Origin of the sequence: Methanocaldococcus villosus KIN24-T80, from assembly GCF_000371805.1 — an archaeon.
In the GTDB taxonomy this organism is placed as follows: Archaea; AGJL01; Methanococci; order Methanococcales; family Methanocaldococcaceae; genus Methanocaldococcus; species Methanocaldococcus villosus.
Genome location: NZ_AQUK01000001.1, coordinates 82,678 through 103,516, shown reverse-complemented (window position 1 = coordinate 103,516; position 20,839 = coordinate 82,678). Strand labels below are relative to the sequence as shown.

Below are 20,839 nucleotides of genomic sequence, written 5' to 3'. Positions count from 1 at the left end.
ATTTAACACACACTTCTATTTGTTATTGGTAATAAAAGGGTTTTTTTACAATTTGGACATACTATCTTAGCTTTACCATTATTATAATAAGCTTTAAAAGGTTCTTTACAATAAGGACATAAATAAATCCTATTAAAAGTCTTTTTACATTCTCCTATTTCTCCAGCAGGAGGGTATTTTTTAACAAGTTCATTATCACTTTGAAATTTAAAGAACATCTCTACAGATTTTAAATAAAGATTAACCATATCCTTATCTATACAATCTCCACCACAGTATGGGCATTTCATAAAAATCACCAAATTTTTTATAATTAAAATTATAACATAAAAAAGTATAATTAATTTTCTATTCTTTTTTAGGTGGTGATATGTGGAAAAAGTTAGAGAGTTTAACAAATAAACTTTATGAAAAAGCTAGGAGAAAAAGGGGTCATCATAAAATAGCTTTGTTAATAGATGGACCAAATATGTTAAGAAAGGAGTTTAATATAGATTTAGATAAAATAAGAGAATTATTAAGTGAATTTGGAGATATTATTATTGGTAGGGTTTATTTAAATCAGTATGCATCTGATAAGTTGATAGAGGCAGTTATAAATCAAGGATTTGAGCCAAAAATATCTGCTGGGGATGTTGATGTAGAGATGGCCGTCGATGCTACAGAACTAGTTTTTAATCCAAATATTGACACTATTGCTTATGTTACAAGAGATGCTGATTTTTTACCAGCTATAAGAAAAGCTAAAGAGAGAGGAAAAAAAGTTATAGTTATAGGAGCTGAACCAGGATTCTCTACAGCTTTACAGAATATAGCTGATATAGTTATCAAAATAAATGAAGAATTCCAATTAGATAAGGAGAAAATAAAAAAGAAAAAAGAGGAAGAGAAATGATATATTTAATAGGTATTGGCCCAGGAGATAAAGAATTTATAACATTAAAGGCATTAAAGATTATTAAAAAAGCTGATGTGTTAATTGGAAGTAAGAGAGCTTTATCTATTTTTGAACATAATAATAAAGTAATATTAGGGAAAAATATAAAAGATGATTTAAAAAATGCTATAGAGAGATATAAAAATAAAGAAATAGCCATATTATCTACAGGGGATCCCTGTTTTAGTGGATTATTAAAAACTCTAAAATCTATTGGTATTAACAACATTACTATTATTCCAGGAATATCTTCCATCCAGATAGCTGCAGCTAAATTAAAAATATCTTGGGAAGATTATCATATTTTAACATTACATGGAAAACCAAAGAATAGAGATAAACTTTTAAAATATTTAAAAAATAATGAGAATGTTATCTTCTTACCAAACAATTTAAAAGATGATATAAAATATTTAATAAGCAATGGTGTTAATGAAGAGTTAGAGATATATATTTTAGAAAATTTGACATATGAGAATGAGAGGATAAGAAAAATGAAATTAAAAGATATACTAAATGATGAATTTTCTTATTTAACTGTTTGTGTATATAAGGGAGAAGATGATTAGGGAAATTTTGTTAATTGGGATTGGAGGATTTATTGGAGCTGTTTTAAGATATTTAATTTCTGGATTAATACCCTATGATTTCTTACCTTTAGGGACATTAATAGTAAATATGATAGGTAGTTTTATTATAGGATTTCTAATGTTTTCTTCTTTATTTTTAGATATACCAATGGAATATAAGTTGCTAATAGGCACAGGTTTTTGTGGAGCATTAACAACTTTTTCAACATTTTCATATGAAACATTTTATATGATTGATGAGGGATTATTTCTTAAAGCTTTTATAAATATTATCTTAAATGTATCTCTCTGTTTAATAATGGTGTTCTTAGGAAGAACCTTAGCTATTCTCTTAATAAGGTGAAGTTATGTTAAGAGCTAAGATATTGAGAATCTATTTAAAAGAAGGAGATAAATATAATGATGAACCTGCTTATAAATATATCTTAAAGCTATTAAAAAAAGAAGGAATTAGTGGAGCAACTGTTTTTAGAGGAGTGGCAGGGTATGGAGTTAGGGGGATAAGTCAGATGGATATATTTAGATTATCTATAAATCTTCCAATAGTTATAGAGTGTGTAGATTTGGAAGAAAATATAAATAGAGTGTTACCAAAGATACATAAGGTTATAAATAACAATGGATTGATTGTAGTAATGAAATGTAAAGTATATTTGGGTGAAAAAGAATGATTGAAAATATATCAAAATTTTTCAATGAGAAGTCTTGGATTAAAGTGTTATTTATTCTAATAGTGTTAATGCTCTTAAGCTTTCAACTTAGAGCACAGACAGCTGATATGAAATTTGCTGGAGATAATGAGTTTTTAAAAAAGTTATTTTCTGATGAACATGGAAGAATGTATCTTTTAGCATTAGATCCTTATTATTATTTAAGATTAACAGAAAATTTATATAACCATGGTCATTGTGGAGAAACACTAAAAGAGATTAATGGTAAATTATTACCTTATGACACTTGCCAATATGCCCCACCAGGACATCCAGTAAGTTGGGAGCCACCAATAATTTGTTTGACTAATTTAGCTCTTTATTATATTTGGCACTCTATTGATAACACTGTTTCTATAATGAATGCTGCCTTTTGGGTTCCAGCAGTTTTATCTATGTTATTACCTATCCCCATATTTTTCATAATCAGAAGAGTAACTAATAGCTATATAGGATCAGCTGTGGGAGCTATAGCATTAATAACAGCTCCATCTTTATTATATAAAACATGTGCAGGATTCGCCGACACTCCAATATTTGAAGTTCTACCAATATTATATATAGTATGGTTTATATTAGAAGCTCTTCATTATCAGGATAAAACAGAGATATTTAATAGAAACTTTAAAAATATATTTTCATTATTTGTAATAGTGTCATTAATTGTTGAAGCTATTTTAGGGGCTTATCTTAATATATCTGAAGGAGAAATTACTGTTTTTGCTACAGAGATTTTCTATATGTTGTCTTTTATGCTCTTACTATTTGGAATAGTTATAATAATTATTAAAAAAATAAGAAATGAGACAATTCCTTTTGAAATATTCTTAACTTTAGCTATAATAACAACAGCTTTAGCTCCGAAGATGTGGGGAGGTTGGTGGTATGGATTTGATGTTATTATGATATTTTTCATAATCTATTTAATAGCCATAAAAATATTTGAAAGATATGATTTCAGATTTATTTTAACTGGTAATTTTAAAAATGTTTTATATATGACAGCTTTCTATATTTTTGGGTCATTAATTTTGTTAGGAATAATATATGGAGCAAATATGATCCTCTCACCTTTCCTAAGTCCTGTAGGTTATCAACAAGTTTTATCAACTTATCAACTTTCTACAGGTTGGCCAAACGTCTATACAACGGTAGCAGAGTTAGAAAAACCAGAATCTTGGGAAGAGATATTTACTGCTTCAGTAGGTTCTCCATTATTAGCAATTTTTGGAATATTGGGAATTATCTTCTCATTTATATCATTAAGATATGGATCTTTGAAAATAGATATAAAATACTCTCTACTATTATCTCTTTGGCTAGTTGTTACTCTCTATGCATCAACTAAAGGGATAAGATTTGCATCTTTATCAACACCACCATTAGTCATTGGATTTGGGATATTTGTAGGGCAATTGATAAGAGTCTTGGAAAGGAAAGATATTCTTATCCTCTACACCCTAGGATCTCTTTCAATAATAATAGGAATTATAGGGATAATAAAGAATTACAATAAAATTTATGAAATAGTAGTCCCATCCTTATATGTTCCTATAGCAGAATACACCTTATTAATTGGATTATTGGTTTTATTTATTTATAAACTTTCAGACATTTACAATTCAATTAGGGAGAATAGAGAGCTTATATATAAGATAGCTTCAATCTTATTATGTCTTGGAATAGTTATCCCACAACTTTCTGCAGTTATTCCATTTTCAGAACCTCCAACATTTAACAATGGGTGGAAAGAAAGCTTAGATTGGATTAAAAACAACACTCCAGAGAATGCTGTTATAACTTGTTGGTGGGATAATGGGCATATTTACACTTGGGCTACAAGGAAGATGGTTACGTTTGATGGAGGTAGTCAAAATTCTCCAAGGGCTTATTGGGTTGGTAGGGCCTTTGCTACATCAAATGAAGAACTTGCAGTTGGGATATTAAGAATGCTCGCCACAAGTGGAGATGAGGCATTTAAAAAAGGATCAGTATTGATGAATAAAACACACAACAATGTTTCAAAGACAGTAGAAATATTAAATGAAATCCTTCCTTTAAATAGAAGTGCTGCATATAAGATTCTAACAGAAAAATATGGTTTAACTGATAAAGAGGCAAAAGAGGTTTTAAATGCAACACATCCAGAACATCCTAACCCAGATTATTTAATAACTTACAATAGAATGACTGATATTGCTTCAGTATGGAGTATGTTTGGCTTTTGGAATTTTTCTTTACCACCAAATACATCCAATGATGTAAGAGAAAAAGGATGGTTTTTAAAATTAAGAGCTAAAGGAATAAAAATAAATAATAGTTTAGATATTGTAGTAATTTTAAAGAAAACTGTAAAATACAGCATAGCTAATATAATTGAAATAAAAGGAGAGAATATATCAACTAATAATGTTTTGGTAGATTCTACAGGAAGAATATTAAAAATTGAAAAACCATTAATACACAGATTGATTATCTATGACAAAAATAATAAAAAATATTACAATAAGGTTATTAATGAGTCAGCAAACACTAGTTTAATAGTTAGAATAGATAATAATATGGTATATGCATGGTTATCAAGTAAAAATCTTGAAGATAGTATATATGCAAAATTACATTTCCTTGATGGATATGGCTTAAAGCATATAAAATTGGTCAAAGCTTCAATAGACCCTACAAGCTATGGAGTTCAACCAGGATTTAAGGTTTATAAGGTAGATTATGGAAACTATTTAAACTGAGAATATGTTGGGAATACATGATGGACATAATGCTGGGGCAGCTTTAATAGATAAAGAGATACATGCTAACAGTGAAGAAAGATTTGTAAGGGTAAAGAATTATAGAGGATTTCCTTATAAATCTATAGAATACATTTTAAGAAATAAAGATTTTGATTATGTAACTGTAGCTGGAGTATTTAGAAAACAAAAAAGGTTAAAAGAATTAAGAAATTTTCAAGAAAAAGTTAATAAAAGATTTATTTATATTTATCACCATTTTGCTCATTCTTATTTATATAAACTTTCCAATTTTAAAGAAGCATTAGTTATATCAATAGATGGGGCAGGAGATGGATTATCTTTTTTAGCATCCATAGCCAATAAAGATCTTGAGATAATAGCACAATCAACATACTTAGACTCTGTTGGAGATTTTTATGCCTCAATAACTGAACTTTTAGGATTTAAGCCAATGGAAGATGAAGGAAAAGTTATGTGTTTATCAGCTTTTGATGCTGAAGATAATATTGACTTAAAGATTATTGATTACTTAGAAAATATAAGAAGTTTTAAAAATTATCTTAACTGTGTTGGTTCAGAAGCTACAAAAGAGCTAAAAAAGATTCTAAAGTTTTATAATTTTAAAGATATGGTAAGAATTGCTAAATATGCACAGGGAGAATTAGAAAGAGTAGTTTTAAAAGCTATTGATCATTTGAGTAATGAGTATGGAGTAGAGAATATAGTGTTCACTGGAGGAGTAGCTCAGAATGTTAAATTAAACTCAAAAATAGCTGAAAAATATAATCTGTTTGTTCCTCCATTTATGGGTGATGAAGGGCTATGTTTAGGAGCTTGCTTATCTGATAAAAGAATAAATAGATTAGAAATAAATAATACTTATTTTGGCTATGAGATTAAAAATAATAATGTAGAACCTTTGTTAAAAAATATGAAATATGAATATATAGAAGATAAAGATATCCCTGAAGTTATTGGAGAGTTAATAATAGATAATAAAGTTGTATGTATTGCTAGAGGAAAAATGGAATTTGGTCCAAGAGCTTTAGGGAATAGAAGTATAATAGCCTTACCAACAAAAGAGAATAAAGAGAGAATTAATAAAAACTTAAAGAGAAACTGGTTTATGCCTTTTGCCCCAACTATTTTATATGAGTATGTTGAAGACTATCTTATAAATCCTACATACTCCCCTTTTATGACCCTACTTTTTAAAGTTAAAGATGATAAAATTAAAGAGATTGAAGGAGTAGTTCATGTAGATAAAACAACAAGACCACAGATGTTAAAAAGAGAGAGTAACAGGATTTATTATGATATAATAAAATACATATATGACTCTATTAACTTACCAGTAGTTTTAAACACATCATTTAATTTACATGGAGAACCAATTGTTTGTACAGAGAAAGATGCAATTAATAGCTTTTCAAGGACTGACTTTGATGCATTATTATTAGGGAATTATTTGATAAAGAGGTGAAATTTTGAAATATATATTCATAACTGGAGGAGTCATATCGTCATTAGGAAAAGGAATAACTGCTGCCTCTTTAGGAAGATTATTAAAAGCGAGAGGTTTTAAAGTTAATATGATCAAAGTTGATCCATATTTACAAATAGATGCTGGTACTATGTCACCATATGAACATGGTGAAGTGTTTGTAACTGAAGATGGTGGAGAAACTGATTTAGATTTAGGGCATTATGAAAGATTTATTGATGAAAATTTAACAAAAGATAATAATATAACTGCAGGAAAGATATATTGGAATGTATTGATAAAAGAGAGGAGAGGGGATTATTTAGGAAAAACTGTTCAAGTAATACCCCACATAACTGATGAGATAAAGAATTGGATTAAAAGATTATCTAAAGGTTATGATATCACTATTGTTGAAATAGGAGGAACTGTTGGAGATATTGAGAGTTTACCTTTTTTAGAGGCAATAAGACAGTTTAAAAAAGATGTTGGGAAAGACAATGTTTTATATATTCATGTTTCCCTTCTCCCTTATATAAAAACTGCTGGAGAGGTCAAAACTAAACCTACACAACATAGTGTTAAAGAGCTTAGAAGTATTGGAATACAACCTGATATATTAATATGTAGAACTGAAAAACCAATAAATGAAAAAATAAAAGAAAAATTATCATTATTTTGTGATGTTGATAAAGAAGCTGTTATTGAGGCAAGAGATGCTAAAAGTATATATGAAGTGCCATTAAATCTAGAAAAAGAAGGGTTAGGAAAGTTAGTTATCAAAAAACTAAAACTTCCAGATAGAAATCCAGATTTAAAAGATTGGAGAGCATTTGTTGATAGGGTAATAAATCCATTAAATGAAATTACTATTGCAATTGTGGGAAAATATGTTGAGCTAAAAGATGCTTATCTCAGTATTGTAGAAGCTCTTATCCATGCTGGAGCTAAAAATGATACAAAAGTAAATATCAACTGGTTACATGCTGAAAGGGTAGAAAATGATTTAGAAATATTGGATAAAGAAAGAGATGAAAATAGATTAGATGGCATACTTGTCCCTGGAGGTTTTGGTAAAAGAGGAGTAGAGGGTAAGATAAATGCTATAAAATATGCAAGAGAAAATAATATTCCATTTTTGGGTATATGTTTGGGAATGCAGTGTGCTGTTATTGAATTTGCAAGAAATGTTTGTGGATTAAATGCAGATTCTACAGAATTTAACCCAGAAACAGAGCATCCTGTGATTGATCTTCTACCTGAACAAAAAAATATAAAAGAAAAAGGAGGAACAATGAGATTAGGAAGTTATAAAGCTATTTTAAAAGAGGGAACATTAACATATAAACTTTATGGAAAAAAGGAAGTTTATGAGAGACATAGACATAGATATGAAGTTAATCCAAAATATCATGATATTTTGGAAAAACATGGTTTAATAATTTCAGGAAAATCTCCTGATGGTAAGTTAGCAGAATTTATAGAGTTAAAACATAAATTCTTTATAGCTACTCAAGCCCATCCTGAATTTAAATCTAGACCCAATACTCCACATCCACTATTTGATGGACTAGTGAAAGCAAGTTTAGGGCTCATTTAGCATTTCATTTATTTCTTTTTCCATAAAATGACCTTCTACTTTTACATCTACTTTTTTAACACCTTCTAACTCTTCTACAACTTTTTTAGCTTGCATAGCCATTCCTAAAACACTCATACATGCAGGATTTGTTGGAGTTATAATAAATTTGACATTTCCATTATCATCTATTTCTATATCTCTTACCAATCCCATATCCACTATACTTATCCCCATATGAGGATCTTGCACTTTTCTTAGAGCTTTTATAACATCTTCTTTACTTACCATAATACCTTTCACCTGCTTTTTTATAAATATAGAGAGAAGCTAAGTAACCAAATATAGTAGGTAGTATATAAGATATAAATCTATCTAACAAAGTTATTACTGTAGCCACTGATGGATTAGTATTGAGAAGAGAAAAAGCTCCAATCATAACTATATCAGAAGTACCAAAACCTGATGGAGTTGGGGAGAAAATACCAGAGAGTAGTGTTACCAAATAAACTGATGCTACATTGATTATAGATATATAATAAGGGATTGCTAAAAAAAGTATCCAAAGTTTTAATATATCTAAAATATACCATAAAAAGGAAAGAATAATAGCTATTATAACATTACCATCCTTTTTAGATTTTTTAAACATTTTTAAGCTACTATAAAATTCTTCTATAGAGTTTAATATCTTATCTTCATTATATTTGTTCTTTTTAAATTTCTCTATAAATTTATTAACCTTCAAAGCCATTTTAATTAGCAAGTTTTTGTTTAATATTATATAAAAGAGGAAGAATGAAGTAATGAAAATAAATATCCAAGAAAAAATAAGATAATTTGTATATTCAAACCCACAAGTTATAAAGTGAGCAATAACAGTTATTGTCATAAATAAAAATATGATTGTATCTAAGACCCTCTCAACGAGAACGGATGAAAAGGCTACACCTTTTGGAATATTCTCTAATTTGTATAAATAATAAGCTCTAAATGGTTCCCCACCTCCTCTCATTGAAGGGGTTATGTTATTAATAAACTGTCCCAATAGCACTAAAAGGAAAAGGTTCTTTATTGATGGAGAATAATCTAAAACCTTTAATACATATTTCCATCTGAGAGTCATAATTAGAATAACCACTAATTCCATTAAGATAGCAATAAAAACAAAAGTTAGATTAACCTTCAATAGTACATTAATAACTTTTTTTACACCTATAATATATAGTATAATAAGTAAGATTACAATACTTAAGATGAAACCTACAATTTTTTTCATTTAGATCATCTCTTTTATATATTTAATAACTTCATCTCCAACCTCTTTAGTTTTTAAATTTCCTCCCAAATCAGGAGTAGTTTTTCCATTTATTAAACAATACTTTATAGCTTCTCTAATTAAATTAGCTTTTTTATTTTCATTTATATAATCAAAAATCATTGAGACACATAAAATAGCTGCCATGGGGTTAGCTATTCCTTTTCCAGCAATATCTGGAGCTGAACCATGAACTGGCTCAAATAAAGCTTTATTTTCTCCAATATTTGCAGATGGAACTAACCCAAGACCACCAATTAGAGCTGAAGCTTCATCAGATAAAATATCTCCAAACATGTTTGTTGTTACTATAACATCAAATATGTTTGGATTTTTTATTAAATGCATTGCTGTAGCATCAACTAGATAATCATTAGCCTCTATATTATAATTTTTACTAATTTTATAAAAAGTTTCTAAAAATAGACCATCTGTTATCTTTAAAACATTTGCTTTATGTATGCAAGAAACTTTCTTTCTATTGTTATCTTTAGCATACTCAAATGCAAATCTTACTATTCTTTCAGCACCTTTCTTTGTTATTATTCTCTCTGCCACAGCTTTGTCAGCATTTTCTTTTTCCCTCCCAACATATAAATCTTCTGTATTTTCTCTTATAATAACTATATCAATACTTTTAATATCTAAAAATTTATATCCTGCTATTTTCCCAACAATTTCTCCTAAACCAAAATTGTTTATTGGCCTAACATTAGCATATAGATCAAAAAGTTTCCTTAATGTTATTATTGGACTTTTATAATTTTTATCTTTTGGATTTGATGTTACAGCTCCAAACAATATAATATCTGCCTCTTTAGCTTTTTCTATAGTCTCTTTTGGTAAATAGTATCCATATTTTTTATAACACTCTAAACCAGCCTCTGCTTTGATTATTTCAAAATTACCTAGCAAATTTAAAACTTTCAAAGCTTCAGGAATTACCTCTTTTCCTATTCCATCTCCTTCAATGACACATATCTTCATAGCACACACCAATAAGGTTTTTAAATGGTTAATTAAATATTGAGAATATAATAAAAGTTTTGGTGAGTTTATGGAGAAACCATGGGTTGAAAAATACCGACCAAAGAGATTAGATGAAATAGTAGGGCAGGAAGAGATTGTTAAGAGACTTAAAAAATATGTTGAGAAAAGATCCATGCCACATTTATTATTCAGTGGTCCTCCTGGAGTTGGGAAGACTACAGCAGCTCTTTGTTTAGCAAGAGAATTGTATGGTGAAAATTGGAGAGAGAACTTTTTAGAGTTGAATGCATCAGTGGCAAAAGATACACCAATATTAGTTAAAATTAATGGGGTTATAAAAAGAACAACATTTGAAGAGTTAGATAAATTATACTTCAACAGTGAAAATATTGAAAAACTGTTTGATGGGGAATATGTAGAAACCAAGAACTTAGAAGTTTTAACAGTGGAAAATAATAAAGTTGTTTGGAAACCAGTTAAATATTTAATAAGACACAAAGTGAATAAAATCTTAGAGGTTAGGTTTGAAGGAGGAAAAATAAAACTAACTGGAAACCATTCAGTGATGGTGTTTAATGAAAATGGAGAATTAACAACAAAGCATGCAAAAGATCTTAAGGTTGGGGATTGTATTATATCATTTGTAAGTTCATTGAAAGATAAAAGATATGAACTAACTTCTATGTTATATGCTGCTAAAGGATTTAAAAATAAAATTAGATATCCTAATATTATAAAACTAGTATACTTAAAAGGTTTAGCAGATGTAAATAGCTGTGAAAATTGGGATGGAGTTGTTAGACTCTCATCTAAAGATTTATCAGTGGATATAGTTTGGCTATCAAGGATATTAGGTATAGAAAGTTCAATATTTAAAGGTGAAGTTAGATTAATGTGGAAGAAACATAAAAACTCTGACTTATTGCCAGCCAAGATGTTTATTAAATTCTTTGAGAAAATAAGTGATAAAATAAAAATAAATTGGAGATGTATATTAAGGCATCAACTCTATGGAAATAAAAATATGGTATCAAAAAATAAAGTTATAGCTATTCTAAATAACATAAAAGTTGATGAACTAACAGAAGATGAAAGAAAAATTTATAAAAACTTAAGAAATATTGCATTATCAGATTTACATGTTGTTAAAATAAAAGAAATAAAATTGTTAGATTATAATGATTATGTCTATGACGTTTCAGTTCCAAACAATGAAATGTTCTTTGCTGGAGAAGTACCAATATTACTACACAACTCTGATGAAAGAGGAATTGATGTTATTAGAACAAAAGTTAAAGAGTTTGCAAGAACTAAACCAATAGCAGATGCTCCATTTAAAATAGTTTTCTTAGATGAAAGTGATGCATTAACAGCAGATGCTCAAAATGCCTTAAGGAGAACTATGGAAAAATATTCAGATGTTTGTAGGTTTATATTATCATGTAACTACCCTTCAAAAATAATTCCCCCTATACAATCAAGATGTGCTGTTTTTAGATTCTCCCCATTAAAAAAAGAAGAAATAGCTAAAAAATTAAAAGAAATTGCTGAAAAAGAAGGTTTAAAATTAGAACCATCTGGATTAGAGGCTATAATATATGTTTCAGAAGGAGATATGAGAAAAGCTATAAATATATTACAAACTGCTGCTGCTTTAGATAATGTGATAACTGATGAACTTGTTTATAAAGTCTCATCAAGGGCAAGACCTGAAGAAGTTAAGGAAATGATGAATTTAGCATTAGAAGGGAATTTTGAAAAAGCTAGGGATTTATTATATAAGCTTATGGTTGAGTGGGGTATGAGTGGAGAAGATATATTAAATCAAATGTTTAGAGAGATTAACAACTTAAACATACCTGAAAAAAAGAAAGTTGAATTAGCTGAAGCTATTGGTGAAACTGATTTCAGAATAGTTGAGGGGGCTAATGAGAGAATTCAATTATCTGCATTATTAGCCAAAATGGCACTTTTAGGAAAGAGACTATGAATATTATAGATTTATTTTCTGGCTGTGGTGGATTTTCTAAAGGTTTTTTAGATGAGGGTTTTAAAATAGTTGGAGCTATAGAGAATTTTAAACCTGTTGCAAAAACATATATATACAATATTTCAGATAAGGTTTGGGTAGATGATATTAAAAATATTCCCCCAAAGGCTTTTGAAAGTTTTATTAATAGTAATGTAGATATAATAATTGGTTCTCCACCATGTGAGCCATTTACAAAGGCAAACATTATGGTTAAAGATAATCCATTAGATAGGCTATATAAAGATAAAAGAGGAAGGTTAGTTTTATATTTTATTGATTATGTGAGATATTTTTCAGAAAAAAATGATAATATAATTTTTATAATGGAAAATGTTCCACAAATAAAAGAAATTAAAGATGAGCTAGAGAGATTGTTTGGAGAATTAGGGTTTGATATATATTTAAATATTTTAAGAGCAGAGGATTATGGAAATCCTTCTATAAGAGCAAGAGCATTTATCTCAAATATAAAATTAAAACCAAAAAAATTAAATAAATTTGTTGTAGTGGAAGAAGCTTTAAAAAATATCCCCAAAAATGCTAAAAATCATGAGATTAAAAAATTATCAAAAGATAAATTAGAAAAAATAAAAAATTTAAAATTTGGAGAAGCATTATATAAATATAGAGGAAAATCAAAACTCATGCATAATTGGATAAGATTAAATCCAAAAAAATTAGCTCCTACAGTAAAAGGAAAAACAAGATTTATTCATCCATATGAGGATAGATTATTAACTGTCAGAGAACAGGCAAGATTGATGAGTTATCCTGATGATTTTGTTTTCTTTGGAGGTAGGGAAGTGCAGTATAATCAGATTGGAGAGAGTGTCCCACCTGTTTTAAGTAGAGCTATTGCTAAATATATAAAGGAGAGATTATGAGAATTATTAAATTATATAACATGAATCCCAACAGAGCTAAAACAATATTAGAATTTTTAAAAAAAGAAATATTAAATGGGAAAATTATAATATGTGGAACAGACACACTTTATGGTATATCAGCAAATGCCTTAGATGAAAATGCTGTTAAAAAGATTTATAAAATTAAAAAAAGAGATTATAATAAACCAATTTCCATCTGTTTAAAGGATACTAATGAGATAGAAAAGTATGCATATGTTAATGACATTTCAAAAAAGATTATTAACAATTTTCTTCCTGGTCCATTAACAATTATTTTAAAGAAAAAAGCAATAATTCCAAATATTGTATCAAAAGAGTATATAGGAATTAGAATTCCCGATCATGAGATTATAAGAGAACTTTCAATAGTTCCTTTAACCACAACATCAGCAAATGTCTCTGGAAAAAAAAGTCCTACATGTGTAGAAGAGATAGATGATGAGATAATAAAAAGAGTAGATTATGTTGTAGATGTTGGAAAGTGTAAATACTCAAAACCTTCAACAGTTATAAAAATTATTAATAATAAAATAGAATTGATTAGGGAAGGAGTTATTCCATTTTCTGAGATTTGTAAGGTGGCAGGTTATGAAAGATGATTGGATTGAAAATTTGTTAAAAGATTTAAATAAATCAAAATCTAATGATATTTTAATAGATGAAATTATTAACAAATTAGATTCTTTAATTTCTGAAATAAATTCATATATAGCAGAGATACAGTATGGTTTAAGTATAACAAATGAAAAAATAAACTCCTCTATATTAGAATTAAATAAATTAGAAAATAATTTAAAAAATTATATGGCTGTAGCTGAAGACATTAGAGAATCTTTTGAGAACACCTATAATACATTGATAGATATTAAAGGAGAAATTGACAATATTAGAGCTTCTATAGAGAATTCATCAAATCAGATGACAAGAAAATATAAAAATATTGAAAATATTATTTCTGGTTATAATAAAAGGATTGAAATGCTGGACAAATATATTAAAGAGATCATAAAGACACAAAAAAATATTATTAATAATTTAAATACTACAAGATCCTTAGTTTATGCTACAATTCTATTAACAATTATAAACATGCTTATCTTACTTAAAATTACAATTTTTGGATAGAATATTTAATATGGTTTTTCTCAAATATTTCTTTTACTTTTTTTATAATTTCATCCCAACTATATTTTTTGCTAAAATCTAAATTATTTTCTATTATTTCTCCTGCTATATCATCTCTAACATTCTTTATATAAAATATAATAGAACCTTTAGTAAATTTTGGATCTTTTAAAATCCCATCAATATCTCCATCAACTACTCCTATAACCCTTATTCCAAATCTTGCTAAAATATCTCCACATATTGTTGTTGTGTCATCTCCAATAGTTATTATAGCCAATAGCTCATTATTTATATATTTTAAAACATCCTCTCCACAGTGGTTTATTATTTTTACATAACCTTCATTTATTTTATTATCTTTAACCTTAATTTTTTTGGGATTTCTTCTTAATATTCCAGTTTTTATAATAGCCTTTTCCAAATCTATTTCTTTTAATCTTTCTAATCCTTCTAATTTTAATTCTCCACCAATAATATCAACTATTCTTCCCCCCTCAGCAACTAATATTACATCCCTACTTTTAGCTTTTCCTATAACAATACCATTAACCATTATAGCTTCTCCTACATCAACACCATGAACTTTCCTATATACTCTACCTTTATCTATCCAACATGATAACCCATTTGATATACATTTCTCTATCATTAATTTTAATTTTTCAGCTAAATATTTAGCAATCTTTTCAGCATAATCTGAATTTCTCCAAATTATTATTGTTCCATCTTTTTCTCCAGGTCTTTCTATTTGAATTATGGGTTTTTCTACATTAGCTCTTTCAATTACAATCTTCCCAAATGTATGTCCTGTTATTTTTGATTTTCCATAGTTCATTAATATTAATATATCACAATCTTTAGCCAATTTTTTCAAAGCTTCAGAGGGCAACAGCTTTTCTGAAATATCTATAATATCAGTTAGATCATTATCAATAACAGCAACTCTACCCATAGTGCCTCCTAATTTTGCCTTAACTTCTCCAAAATTTTTTAATAAATTTATAATTTTCAATGCATATCCACTATCTACAATCTCTGGTCCATGAACTACTACTCCTATTTTCATACTTCCACAAAATTTAAATTTTTTATTTAAAATACTTTTAATTAGGTGAAATTTATGGAGATATTATTGCCAGAGATAAAGAATATTAAGCTAAATCAACTTCTTATAAAGAGAAGATCTATAAGAAGTTTTAGGGATGATCCTTTGACTTTAGAGGATTTATCCAATCTTTTATTTGCTGCTTATGGAATAACTAATAATTTTGGATTTAGAACAGTCCCATCTGCAGGAGCTACATTTCCACTAGAGATTTATGTAAATATCAAAAATGTTATTGATGTTGATGAAGGAGTTTATAAATATATTCCTGAGAGGCATTCTATAGTGCTACATCTGAGTAGGGATGTTAGCTATGACTTAGCTATAGCTTCATTAAATCAGATGTTTATAGCAGAGGCCCCTGTTGTTATAATAATTACAGCTGATTTCTATAGAACTGTGAAGGTTTATGGAAATAGAGGTTATAGGTATGTTTATATGGAGGCAGGAAGTTCTTATCAAAATGTTTATCTAATGGCAACAGCATTAAATCTTGGTACTGTTGCTGTTGGAGCATTTTATGATGATAAAGTTAAAGAAATTTTGATGATAGATGAAGATCCTCTCATTCTCCTTCCTGTTGGTAAGCCATTTAAAACTGTTTAATTTTTCATTGTTCACACAGACCCTTTGTAAATCTTAGCTAATCTTTTTATAAATTTAATATCATCTTCATTTAGATTTAATTTATTTCTAACAACTTTTCCTACTTTATTCTCTCCAAATAATAAAGCTATAGCTGATGTAAAATTTTTTGTAGTTTTTTTCTTTTTAGCTTTATCAAAGTCAATGATATAAACTTTTTCACCTACTAAAAAATGCCTTCCTCCTTTTATTTCTTTATGCTCTATATTCAAACTATCCAATCTTAAAGCTATTTTTAAAACTTCTTCAATAACTTCTATTAAATTCTTTTTATCTAACTTTTCTACTACTGATTTTAACTCTTCTCCTTCAATATACTCCATGATTAGGTAATCTTTAGAATAATCATAAACTTTTGGAGAGATATTATAAGGTTCTAACAATTTTAAAATATTAACTTCATTTAATATTGTATTCTTCCCATCAGTTCTTGGAATTTTTACAGCTACAGTTTTATTGTTATATATTCCTTTGAAAACTACTCCTCTATGTCCTTTACCAATAGCATCAACTAATTTTACTTTCTTTTTTAACTTTTCTAATACCTTTTCATCAACAATTTCATTAGGTATTTTTTTGAAAAGCATGATACTATCTATGTAATAACTAATCATATCTACTTTTTGGTTCTAATAAATCCCTTAACCCCTCTCCAATTAAGTTAAAACCAAGGACTATAATCATAATCATCAATCCAGAAAAACCTGTTATCCATGGAGCTACAGTTAAATAATTCTTCCCAGAATTTAATATTGTTCCCAATTCAGGAGTAGGAGGTTGAATCCCCAATCCTAAGAATCCCAATGTAGATATAGTTAATATAACATTTCCTATGTTCAATGTAGCCAATACAATTAGGGGATTTATCATATTAGGAATTATGTGTTTAAACAATATCCATACATCACTAGCTCCACATGCTTTAGATAATATAACAAACTCTTTCTCTTTTAATGATAAACATAAACCTCTTGCAATCCTTGCATAGCTTACCCAGTTAGTTATTGTAATGGCTAAAATAACAATCCAAATTGATGATGTAATATCTAATGTAACTAAAAATATTCCAACCATAGCTATATTTAGAACAATGTCAGGTATTGACATGAAAGTGTCAATTATTCTTCCAATAATATCATCTAATACCCCACCAACATATCCAGAAATAGCTCCAATTAAACAACCTATAGCTAATGAGAGTAAGGTTATAGCAAAAGCTACAAATAATGATACTCTAGCTCCATAAAGTACTTGTGCAAATAGATCTCTACCTAATTGATCTGTCCCAAAAGGATGTTCTAATGATGGAGGGGACAATCTATTTAGCATATCTGTCTTATAAGGATTTTCAGTTATATAAGGAGCTAATAAACTTAATAAAGCTACTGTTCCAATAATAAATAATCCTAACTTCAAAGTTTTCATATCATCCCTCATATCTTATCCTTGGGTCGATTATTGCATATAAAATATCAATAATCAAATTTACTGTAATCATTAATATCCCACTTAAAAACACTAAAGCCTGAACTACAGGAAAATCTCTTGATATTACTGATTCCACTAAGTATCTCCCTAAACCTGGCCATGAGAAAACAGATTCTACTATAACTGAACCAATAATCAAATGATGAAAGCTTAAACCTAAATATGTTATTATTGGAATTAATGCATTTCTTAATGCATGTTTTAATAATATAACCCTTTCTGGTAAACCTTTTGCTCTAGCAGTTAAAATATAATCTTCATTTAAAACTTCCAATATTGAGGACCTAATAAACCTTGTTTTTATAGCCATAAATGAAAAACTCCATGTTATGACTGGTAAGATTAGATGTTTAATACTTCCATAACCAAATGCAGGTAATATTCTTAATTTTACAGAAAATATCCATATTAAAATTAAACCTAACCAAAAACTAGGAATACTTATTCCCAAGAGTGTGAATAACCTTGATATATTATCTATAAATTTATCTTTATAAATAGCTGATAAAGTCCCTAAAATAAAAGCAAATTCTAATGATATTATAAAGGTTAATGAAAACAGCTCCAATGATGGTTTTAATCTTTTTATAATTTCATCCATAACAGGTTCTCCACTTTTCCAAGATTTTCCAAAATCTCCTCTTATAGCATGTGATAACCAATTTATATATTGGATATAAATTGGCTTGTCTAAACCAGATTCTTTTCTAAATTTTTCTATCATTTCTTTTGAAGGTTCAGTTCCAGAGGTTATAGAAACTATTAACTCTGCAGGATCTCCTGGAAAAACATAAAGAAGTGAAAAAGATATTAAAGATATACCAATCAAAACAGGAAAAGCATATGATATTCTTTTTAAAATATATTTTATCATAATTTCCCCTCAAAAAATAAAAATTATTCTAATTTAACCCCTATAGAATAAAACTGTGGTTCAGCATATTTAAAGAAGTCTGATTCATTAACTTCTACATTGGGTCTTAATACTACAGTCATAATATCATGGTATAACGGTACAACTCCCATTTCATCATATAATGCCTTATAAAATTCTATTAACTTCTGTTTTCTCTTTTCTTTGTCAAAGTTCTCTGGATTTTCTAAGATGTCTTTACATAATGAACAAACTTTTTCACTTTCATAAGCATCCCATTTTCCTCCAGGATAAAATCTCCAATATAATCTTAAATAAAATCTTCTGTCAGTACCTCCTATGTAATATATTCTCATATCATAATCTCCGGAATTCCTCTTCTGTCTATAGGCACCAGGTTCTAATATTTCTAAATTAACATTAAATCCAGCTTTATTTAACTGAGATTGTATTAATTGTCCAACTAATATTTGATCACTTTGACTTTTATCTACAATTAAATTTACTTTTGCACCCAATAGCCCTTTCTTCTTTAATATCTCTCTCGCCTTTTCTGGATTGTATTCATATGTTATATTAGCCTCTTTCATTCCTGGAGCTTCTGGAGGAAACATGCCATGCCATGCAGGTCTTACTTGATTACCAAAGATTTTTACTATATCATCTCTATTTATTGCTAAACTTACAGCTTTTCTTACTTCAGGATCATTAAATGGAGGTTTTTTATAGTTGAAAGCTATAACCCATGTTAATGGTATGTTTCTTTTATAGACTTTAAATCCTTCTTTTTCTAATATTGGTAACTGGTTTCTTGGTGTGTAAGCAGAACCTCCATGAACATAATCACAGATTCCATCAACATCTCCACTTCTTAAAGCCATTATTCTTGTATTTTCATCAGGAATAACTTTTAAAACAAATTCTTTGAATTTTGGTTTAATTTTTTTTCTTTCATACCAGTAAATGTTTGGAGTATAGGTGGAATATTGATCTTCAACATAATTTTTAACAGCCAATGGTCCGGTACCTATAGGTTTTATTAATGTTCCATTAGGATCCCCAATAGGCTTAACTGATGTAGGGGACATTATTGATAGGTGATATTCTGCCATCTTAGCTAGATTAAAGAATCCTGGTTTGTCAAAATATATTGCTACTGTGTATTTGTCGATAACCTTAACATCTTTTGGAGCTAAACTATGCCCTTTAACAATTAATCTCTTCATTGTAAAAGCTACAGCATTAGCATCTAATTCTGTACCATCAGAAAACTTTACACCTTTCTTTAAATGGAAAATTATTTCTTTACCACCATCTTTAATTTCCCAACTTTCTGCCAAGTTTGGAAGAATTTCATCATTTTTTAAATTATATTCAACTAATTTTTCTAAAACTTCAGATTTGGGGAAGAAACCAACTCCCCATTTTCCTCCTTTTAATCTAGGGTCCTTACCATATCCTATAATCACAGTATCCTTATATTTTACCTCTTTTATAGACTCTACACTCTTTCCTACATTTTCACTTTTTTCTGTACAGCCTAAAAATAAACAAGAAAATCCTATTAATAAAAAAAGTACCAATATCTTCCTCAACATCCCACCTCATAAGTTAATTGTTATTGTTGATACTAGATGTCTTTTATCAACATTATTTGAGAGAGTATCAACATACCTCGCTGATAAAACATTTATACCTTCAGCTAATTTAATCTCATTATTAGAATTAAATTTAAATTCCCCATTTTTGTTTCTTAATGTGATTTCAGCTGGAACTTGTTTTCCTCTAAAAATAACATCAACTTTAATTTTTTTATCAATCTTATCAGGTATAATTTCTAATTCAAAACCTAAAGGTTCTATTTTTTTATTTAAATAAACTTTTGAATATCCAATAATTTCCCTAGTCTCTTTTATTTTGTATTTATCTGGTATATTTTTTCCAAATATCCACTTATTATCTTCAGTTAAAGAATAAATTCCCTTATTATATTCAATACCTAAAGCATCAGCTTCATCAAATTCTAAAAATAGAGCTTCTTTAGAAGAAGAAATTTTATCCTTACCAACTACTAAAGGATAATATTTCCCATCTTTTACATAAAAAGCTCTTGTAATTGCTAATGGATCCAACTTTCCATCAGTTTTTGGATAATGTCCCCATTTAAGATATCCTCTATCTTCAATTTCTATCCAAACTTCATGATTTATTAATCGTATTAATTTTTCCATTATTACCACCTAATTATACATGACATAAATTATATTAACTATTATTAAAATTTTTCTATTTAAGATGATTAAAT

22 protein-coding genes are annotated in these 20,839 nt (G+C 28.1%); 12 read left to right on the top strand and 10 right to left on the bottom strand.

Annotation, left to right across the window (positions count from 1 at the left end):
- Window positions 1-2 precede the first annotated feature (2 nt).
- The gene (locus METVI_RS0100610) at window positions 3-290 is read right to left on the bottom strand and encodes a hypothetical protein (protein WP_004590644.1); all 288 of its coding nucleotides are present in this window, start codon (window positions 288-290) and stop codon (window positions 3-5) included.
- 80 nt (window positions 291-370) lie between these two features.
- Here METVI_RS0100610 and METVI_RS0100605 point away from each other — a divergent pair, with 80 nt between their 5' ends.
- From METVI_RS0100605 to pyrG, 7 genes are read left to right on the top strand one after another with little or no spacing between them, the layout of a single operon-like run.
- Complete coding sequence (locus METVI_RS0100605; RefSeq protein ID WP_004590642.1) at window positions 371-895, top strand: TIGR00288 family NYN domain-containing protein; 525 nt, start codon at window positions 371-373, stop codon at window positions 893-895.
- The gene (locus METVI_RS0100600) at window positions 892-1,506 is read left to right on the top strand and encodes a cobalt-precorrin-7 (C(5))-methyltransferase (RefSeq protein WP_004590640.1); all 615 of its coding nucleotides are present in this window, start codon (window positions 892-894) and stop codon (window positions 1,504-1,506) included. The genes METVI_RS0100605 and METVI_RS0100600 overlap by 4 nt, the downstream gene beginning before the upstream one ends.
- Window positions 1,499-1,870, top strand: coding sequence for a fluoride efflux transporter CrcB (gene crcB, locus METVI_RS0100595; protein WP_004590638.1), 372 nt, complete (start codon window positions 1,499-1,501; stop codon window positions 1,868-1,870). Before METVI_RS0100600 ends, crcB begins: the two co-directional genes overlap by 8 nt.
- A gap of 4 nt (window positions 1,871-1,874) precedes the next feature.
- Window positions 1,875-2,198 carry a DUF190 domain-containing protein gene (locus tag METVI_RS0100590; protein WP_004590636.1) on the top strand — a complete coding sequence of 108 codons (324 nt, stop codon included), beginning with the start codon at window positions 1,875-1,877 and terminating at the stop codon, window positions 2,196-2,198.
- Window positions 2,195-4,981 (top strand): STT3 domain-containing protein, encoded by a 2,787-nt coding sequence (locus tag METVI_RS0100585; protein ID WP_004590634.1) that lies wholly within the window; start codon window positions 2,195-2,197, stop codon window positions 4,979-4,981. The genes METVI_RS0100590 and METVI_RS0100585 overlap by 4 nt, the downstream gene beginning before the upstream one ends.
- Before the next feature lie 4 nt (window positions 4,982-4,985).
- Window positions 4,986-6,467 carry a carbamoyltransferase C-terminal domain-containing protein gene (locus METVI_RS0100580; protein WP_017980926.1) on the top strand — a complete coding sequence of 494 codons (1,482 nt, stop codon included), beginning with the start codon at window positions 4,986-4,988 and terminating at the stop codon, window positions 6,465-6,467.
- Window positions 6,468-6,471: 4 nt separating this feature from the next.
- Window positions 6,472-8,067 carry a glutamine hydrolyzing CTP synthase gene (gene pyrG / locus METVI_RS0100575; RefSeq protein WP_004590630.1) on the top strand — a complete coding sequence of 532 codons (1,596 nt, stop codon included), beginning with the start codon at window positions 6,472-6,474 and terminating at the stop codon, window positions 8,065-8,067.
- Here the strand turns inward: pyrG and METVI_RS0100570 are convergent.
- From METVI_RS0100570 to aksF, 3 genes are read right to left on the bottom strand one after another with little or no spacing between them, the layout of a single operon-like run.
- Complete coding sequence (locus METVI_RS0100570) at window positions 8,053-8,337, bottom strand: metal-sulfur cluster assembly factor (protein ID WP_004590628.1); 285 nt, start codon at window positions 8,335-8,337, stop codon at window positions 8,053-8,055. The genes pyrG and METVI_RS0100570 overlap by 15 nt on opposite strands.
- The gene (locus METVI_RS0100565) at window positions 8,327-9,325 is read right to left on the bottom strand and encodes a UPF0104 family protein (protein ID WP_004590626.1); all 999 of its coding nucleotides are present in this window, start codon (window positions 9,323-9,325) and stop codon (window positions 8,327-8,329) included. Before METVI_RS0100565 ends, METVI_RS0100570 begins: the two co-directional genes overlap by 11 nt.
- Window positions 9,326-10,351 carry a homoisocitrate dehydrogenase gene (gene aksF / locus METVI_RS0100560; RefSeq protein ID WP_004590624.1) on the bottom strand — a complete coding sequence of 342 codons (1,026 nt, stop codon included), beginning with the start codon at window positions 10,349-10,351 and terminating at the stop codon, window positions 9,326-9,328.
- A gap of 70 nt (window positions 10,352-10,421) precedes the next feature.
- Between aksF and METVI_RS0100555 the strand changes: the two genes are divergently transcribed.
- The 4 genes from METVI_RS0100555 to METVI_RS0100540 are packed head-to-tail and all read left to right on the top strand — an operon-like array spanning window position 10,422 to window position 14,419.
- Window positions 10,422-12,344, top strand: coding sequence for a replication factor C small subunit (locus METVI_RS0100555; protein WP_004590622.1), 1,923 nt, complete (start codon window positions 10,422-10,424; stop codon window positions 12,342-12,344).
- Window positions 12,341-13,270: a DNA cytosine methyltransferase gene (locus METVI_RS0100550; RefSeq protein ID WP_017980925.1), complete on the top strand. Its 930-nt coding sequence runs from the start codon at window positions 12,341-12,343 to the stop codon at window positions 13,268-13,270. The genes METVI_RS0100555 and METVI_RS0100550 overlap by 4 nt, the downstream gene beginning before the upstream one ends.
- A complete protein-coding gene (locus METVI_RS0100545; RefSeq protein ID WP_004590620.1) occupies window positions 13,267-13,893 on the top strand; it encodes an L-threonylcarbamoyladenylate synthase in 627 nt (208 codons plus the stop codon). Before METVI_RS0100550 ends, METVI_RS0100545 begins: the two co-directional genes overlap by 4 nt.
- A complete protein-coding gene (locus tag METVI_RS0100540) occupies window positions 13,883-14,419 on the top strand; it encodes a coiled-coil domain-containing protein (RefSeq protein ID WP_004590618.1) in 537 nt (178 codons plus the stop codon). The genes METVI_RS0100545 and METVI_RS0100540 overlap by 11 nt, the downstream gene beginning before the upstream one ends.
- Here METVI_RS0100540 and METVI_RS0100535 read toward each other — a convergent pair.
- Window positions 14,403-15,488, bottom strand: a complete 1,086-nt coding sequence (locus tag METVI_RS0100535; RefSeq protein ID WP_017980924.1) for a DUF2117 domain-containing protein — start codon at window positions 15,486-15,488, stop codon at window positions 14,403-14,405. The two genes, METVI_RS0100540 and METVI_RS0100535, sit on opposite strands and share 17 nt — an antisense overlap.
- 54 nt (window positions 15,489-15,542) lie before the next feature.
- Between METVI_RS0100535 and METVI_RS0100530 the strand changes: the two genes are divergently transcribed.
- On the top strand, window positions 15,543-16,133 hold the full coding sequence (locus METVI_RS0100530; RefSeq protein WP_004590616.1) for a SagB/ThcOx family dehydrogenase: 591 nt from the start codon (window positions 15,543-15,545) through the stop codon (window positions 16,131-16,133).
- An 11-nt stretch (window positions 16,134-16,144) separates the two neighbouring features.
- On the opposite strand, the gene METVI_RS0100525 is transcribed toward METVI_RS0100530, so the two are convergent.
- The 5 genes from METVI_RS0100525 to METVI_RS0100505 are packed head-to-tail and all read right to left on the bottom strand — an operon-like array spanning window position 16,145 to window position 20,765.
- A complete protein-coding gene (locus tag METVI_RS0100525) occupies window positions 16,145-16,759 on the bottom strand; it encodes a protein kinase domain-containing protein (RefSeq protein WP_004590614.1) in 615 nt (204 codons plus the stop codon).
- Between the two features lie 19 nt (window positions 16,760-16,778).
- Window positions 16,779-17,597: an ABC transporter permease gene (locus METVI_RS0100520; protein ID WP_017980922.1), complete on the bottom strand. Its 819-nt coding sequence runs from the start codon at window positions 17,595-17,597 to the stop codon at window positions 16,779-16,781.
- Window position 17,598: 1 nt separating this feature from the next.
- Window positions 17,599-18,534 (bottom strand): nickel ABC transporter permease, encoded by a 936-nt coding sequence (nikB, locus tag METVI_RS0100515; protein ID WP_004590611.1) that lies wholly within the window; start codon window positions 18,532-18,534, stop codon window positions 17,599-17,601.
- A 23-nt stretch (window positions 18,535-18,557) separates the two neighbouring features.
- A complete protein-coding gene (locus METVI_RS0100510; RefSeq protein WP_236610559.1) occupies window positions 18,558-20,132 on the bottom strand; it encodes an ABC transporter substrate-binding protein in 1,575 nt (524 codons plus the stop codon).
- Between the two features lie 6 nt (window positions 20,133-20,138).
- A complete protein-coding gene (locus tag METVI_RS0100505) occupies window positions 20,139-20,765 on the bottom strand; it encodes a hypothetical protein (protein WP_004590606.1) in 627 nt (208 codons plus the stop codon).
- Between the last annotated feature and the right edge of the window lie 74 nt (window positions 20,766-20,839).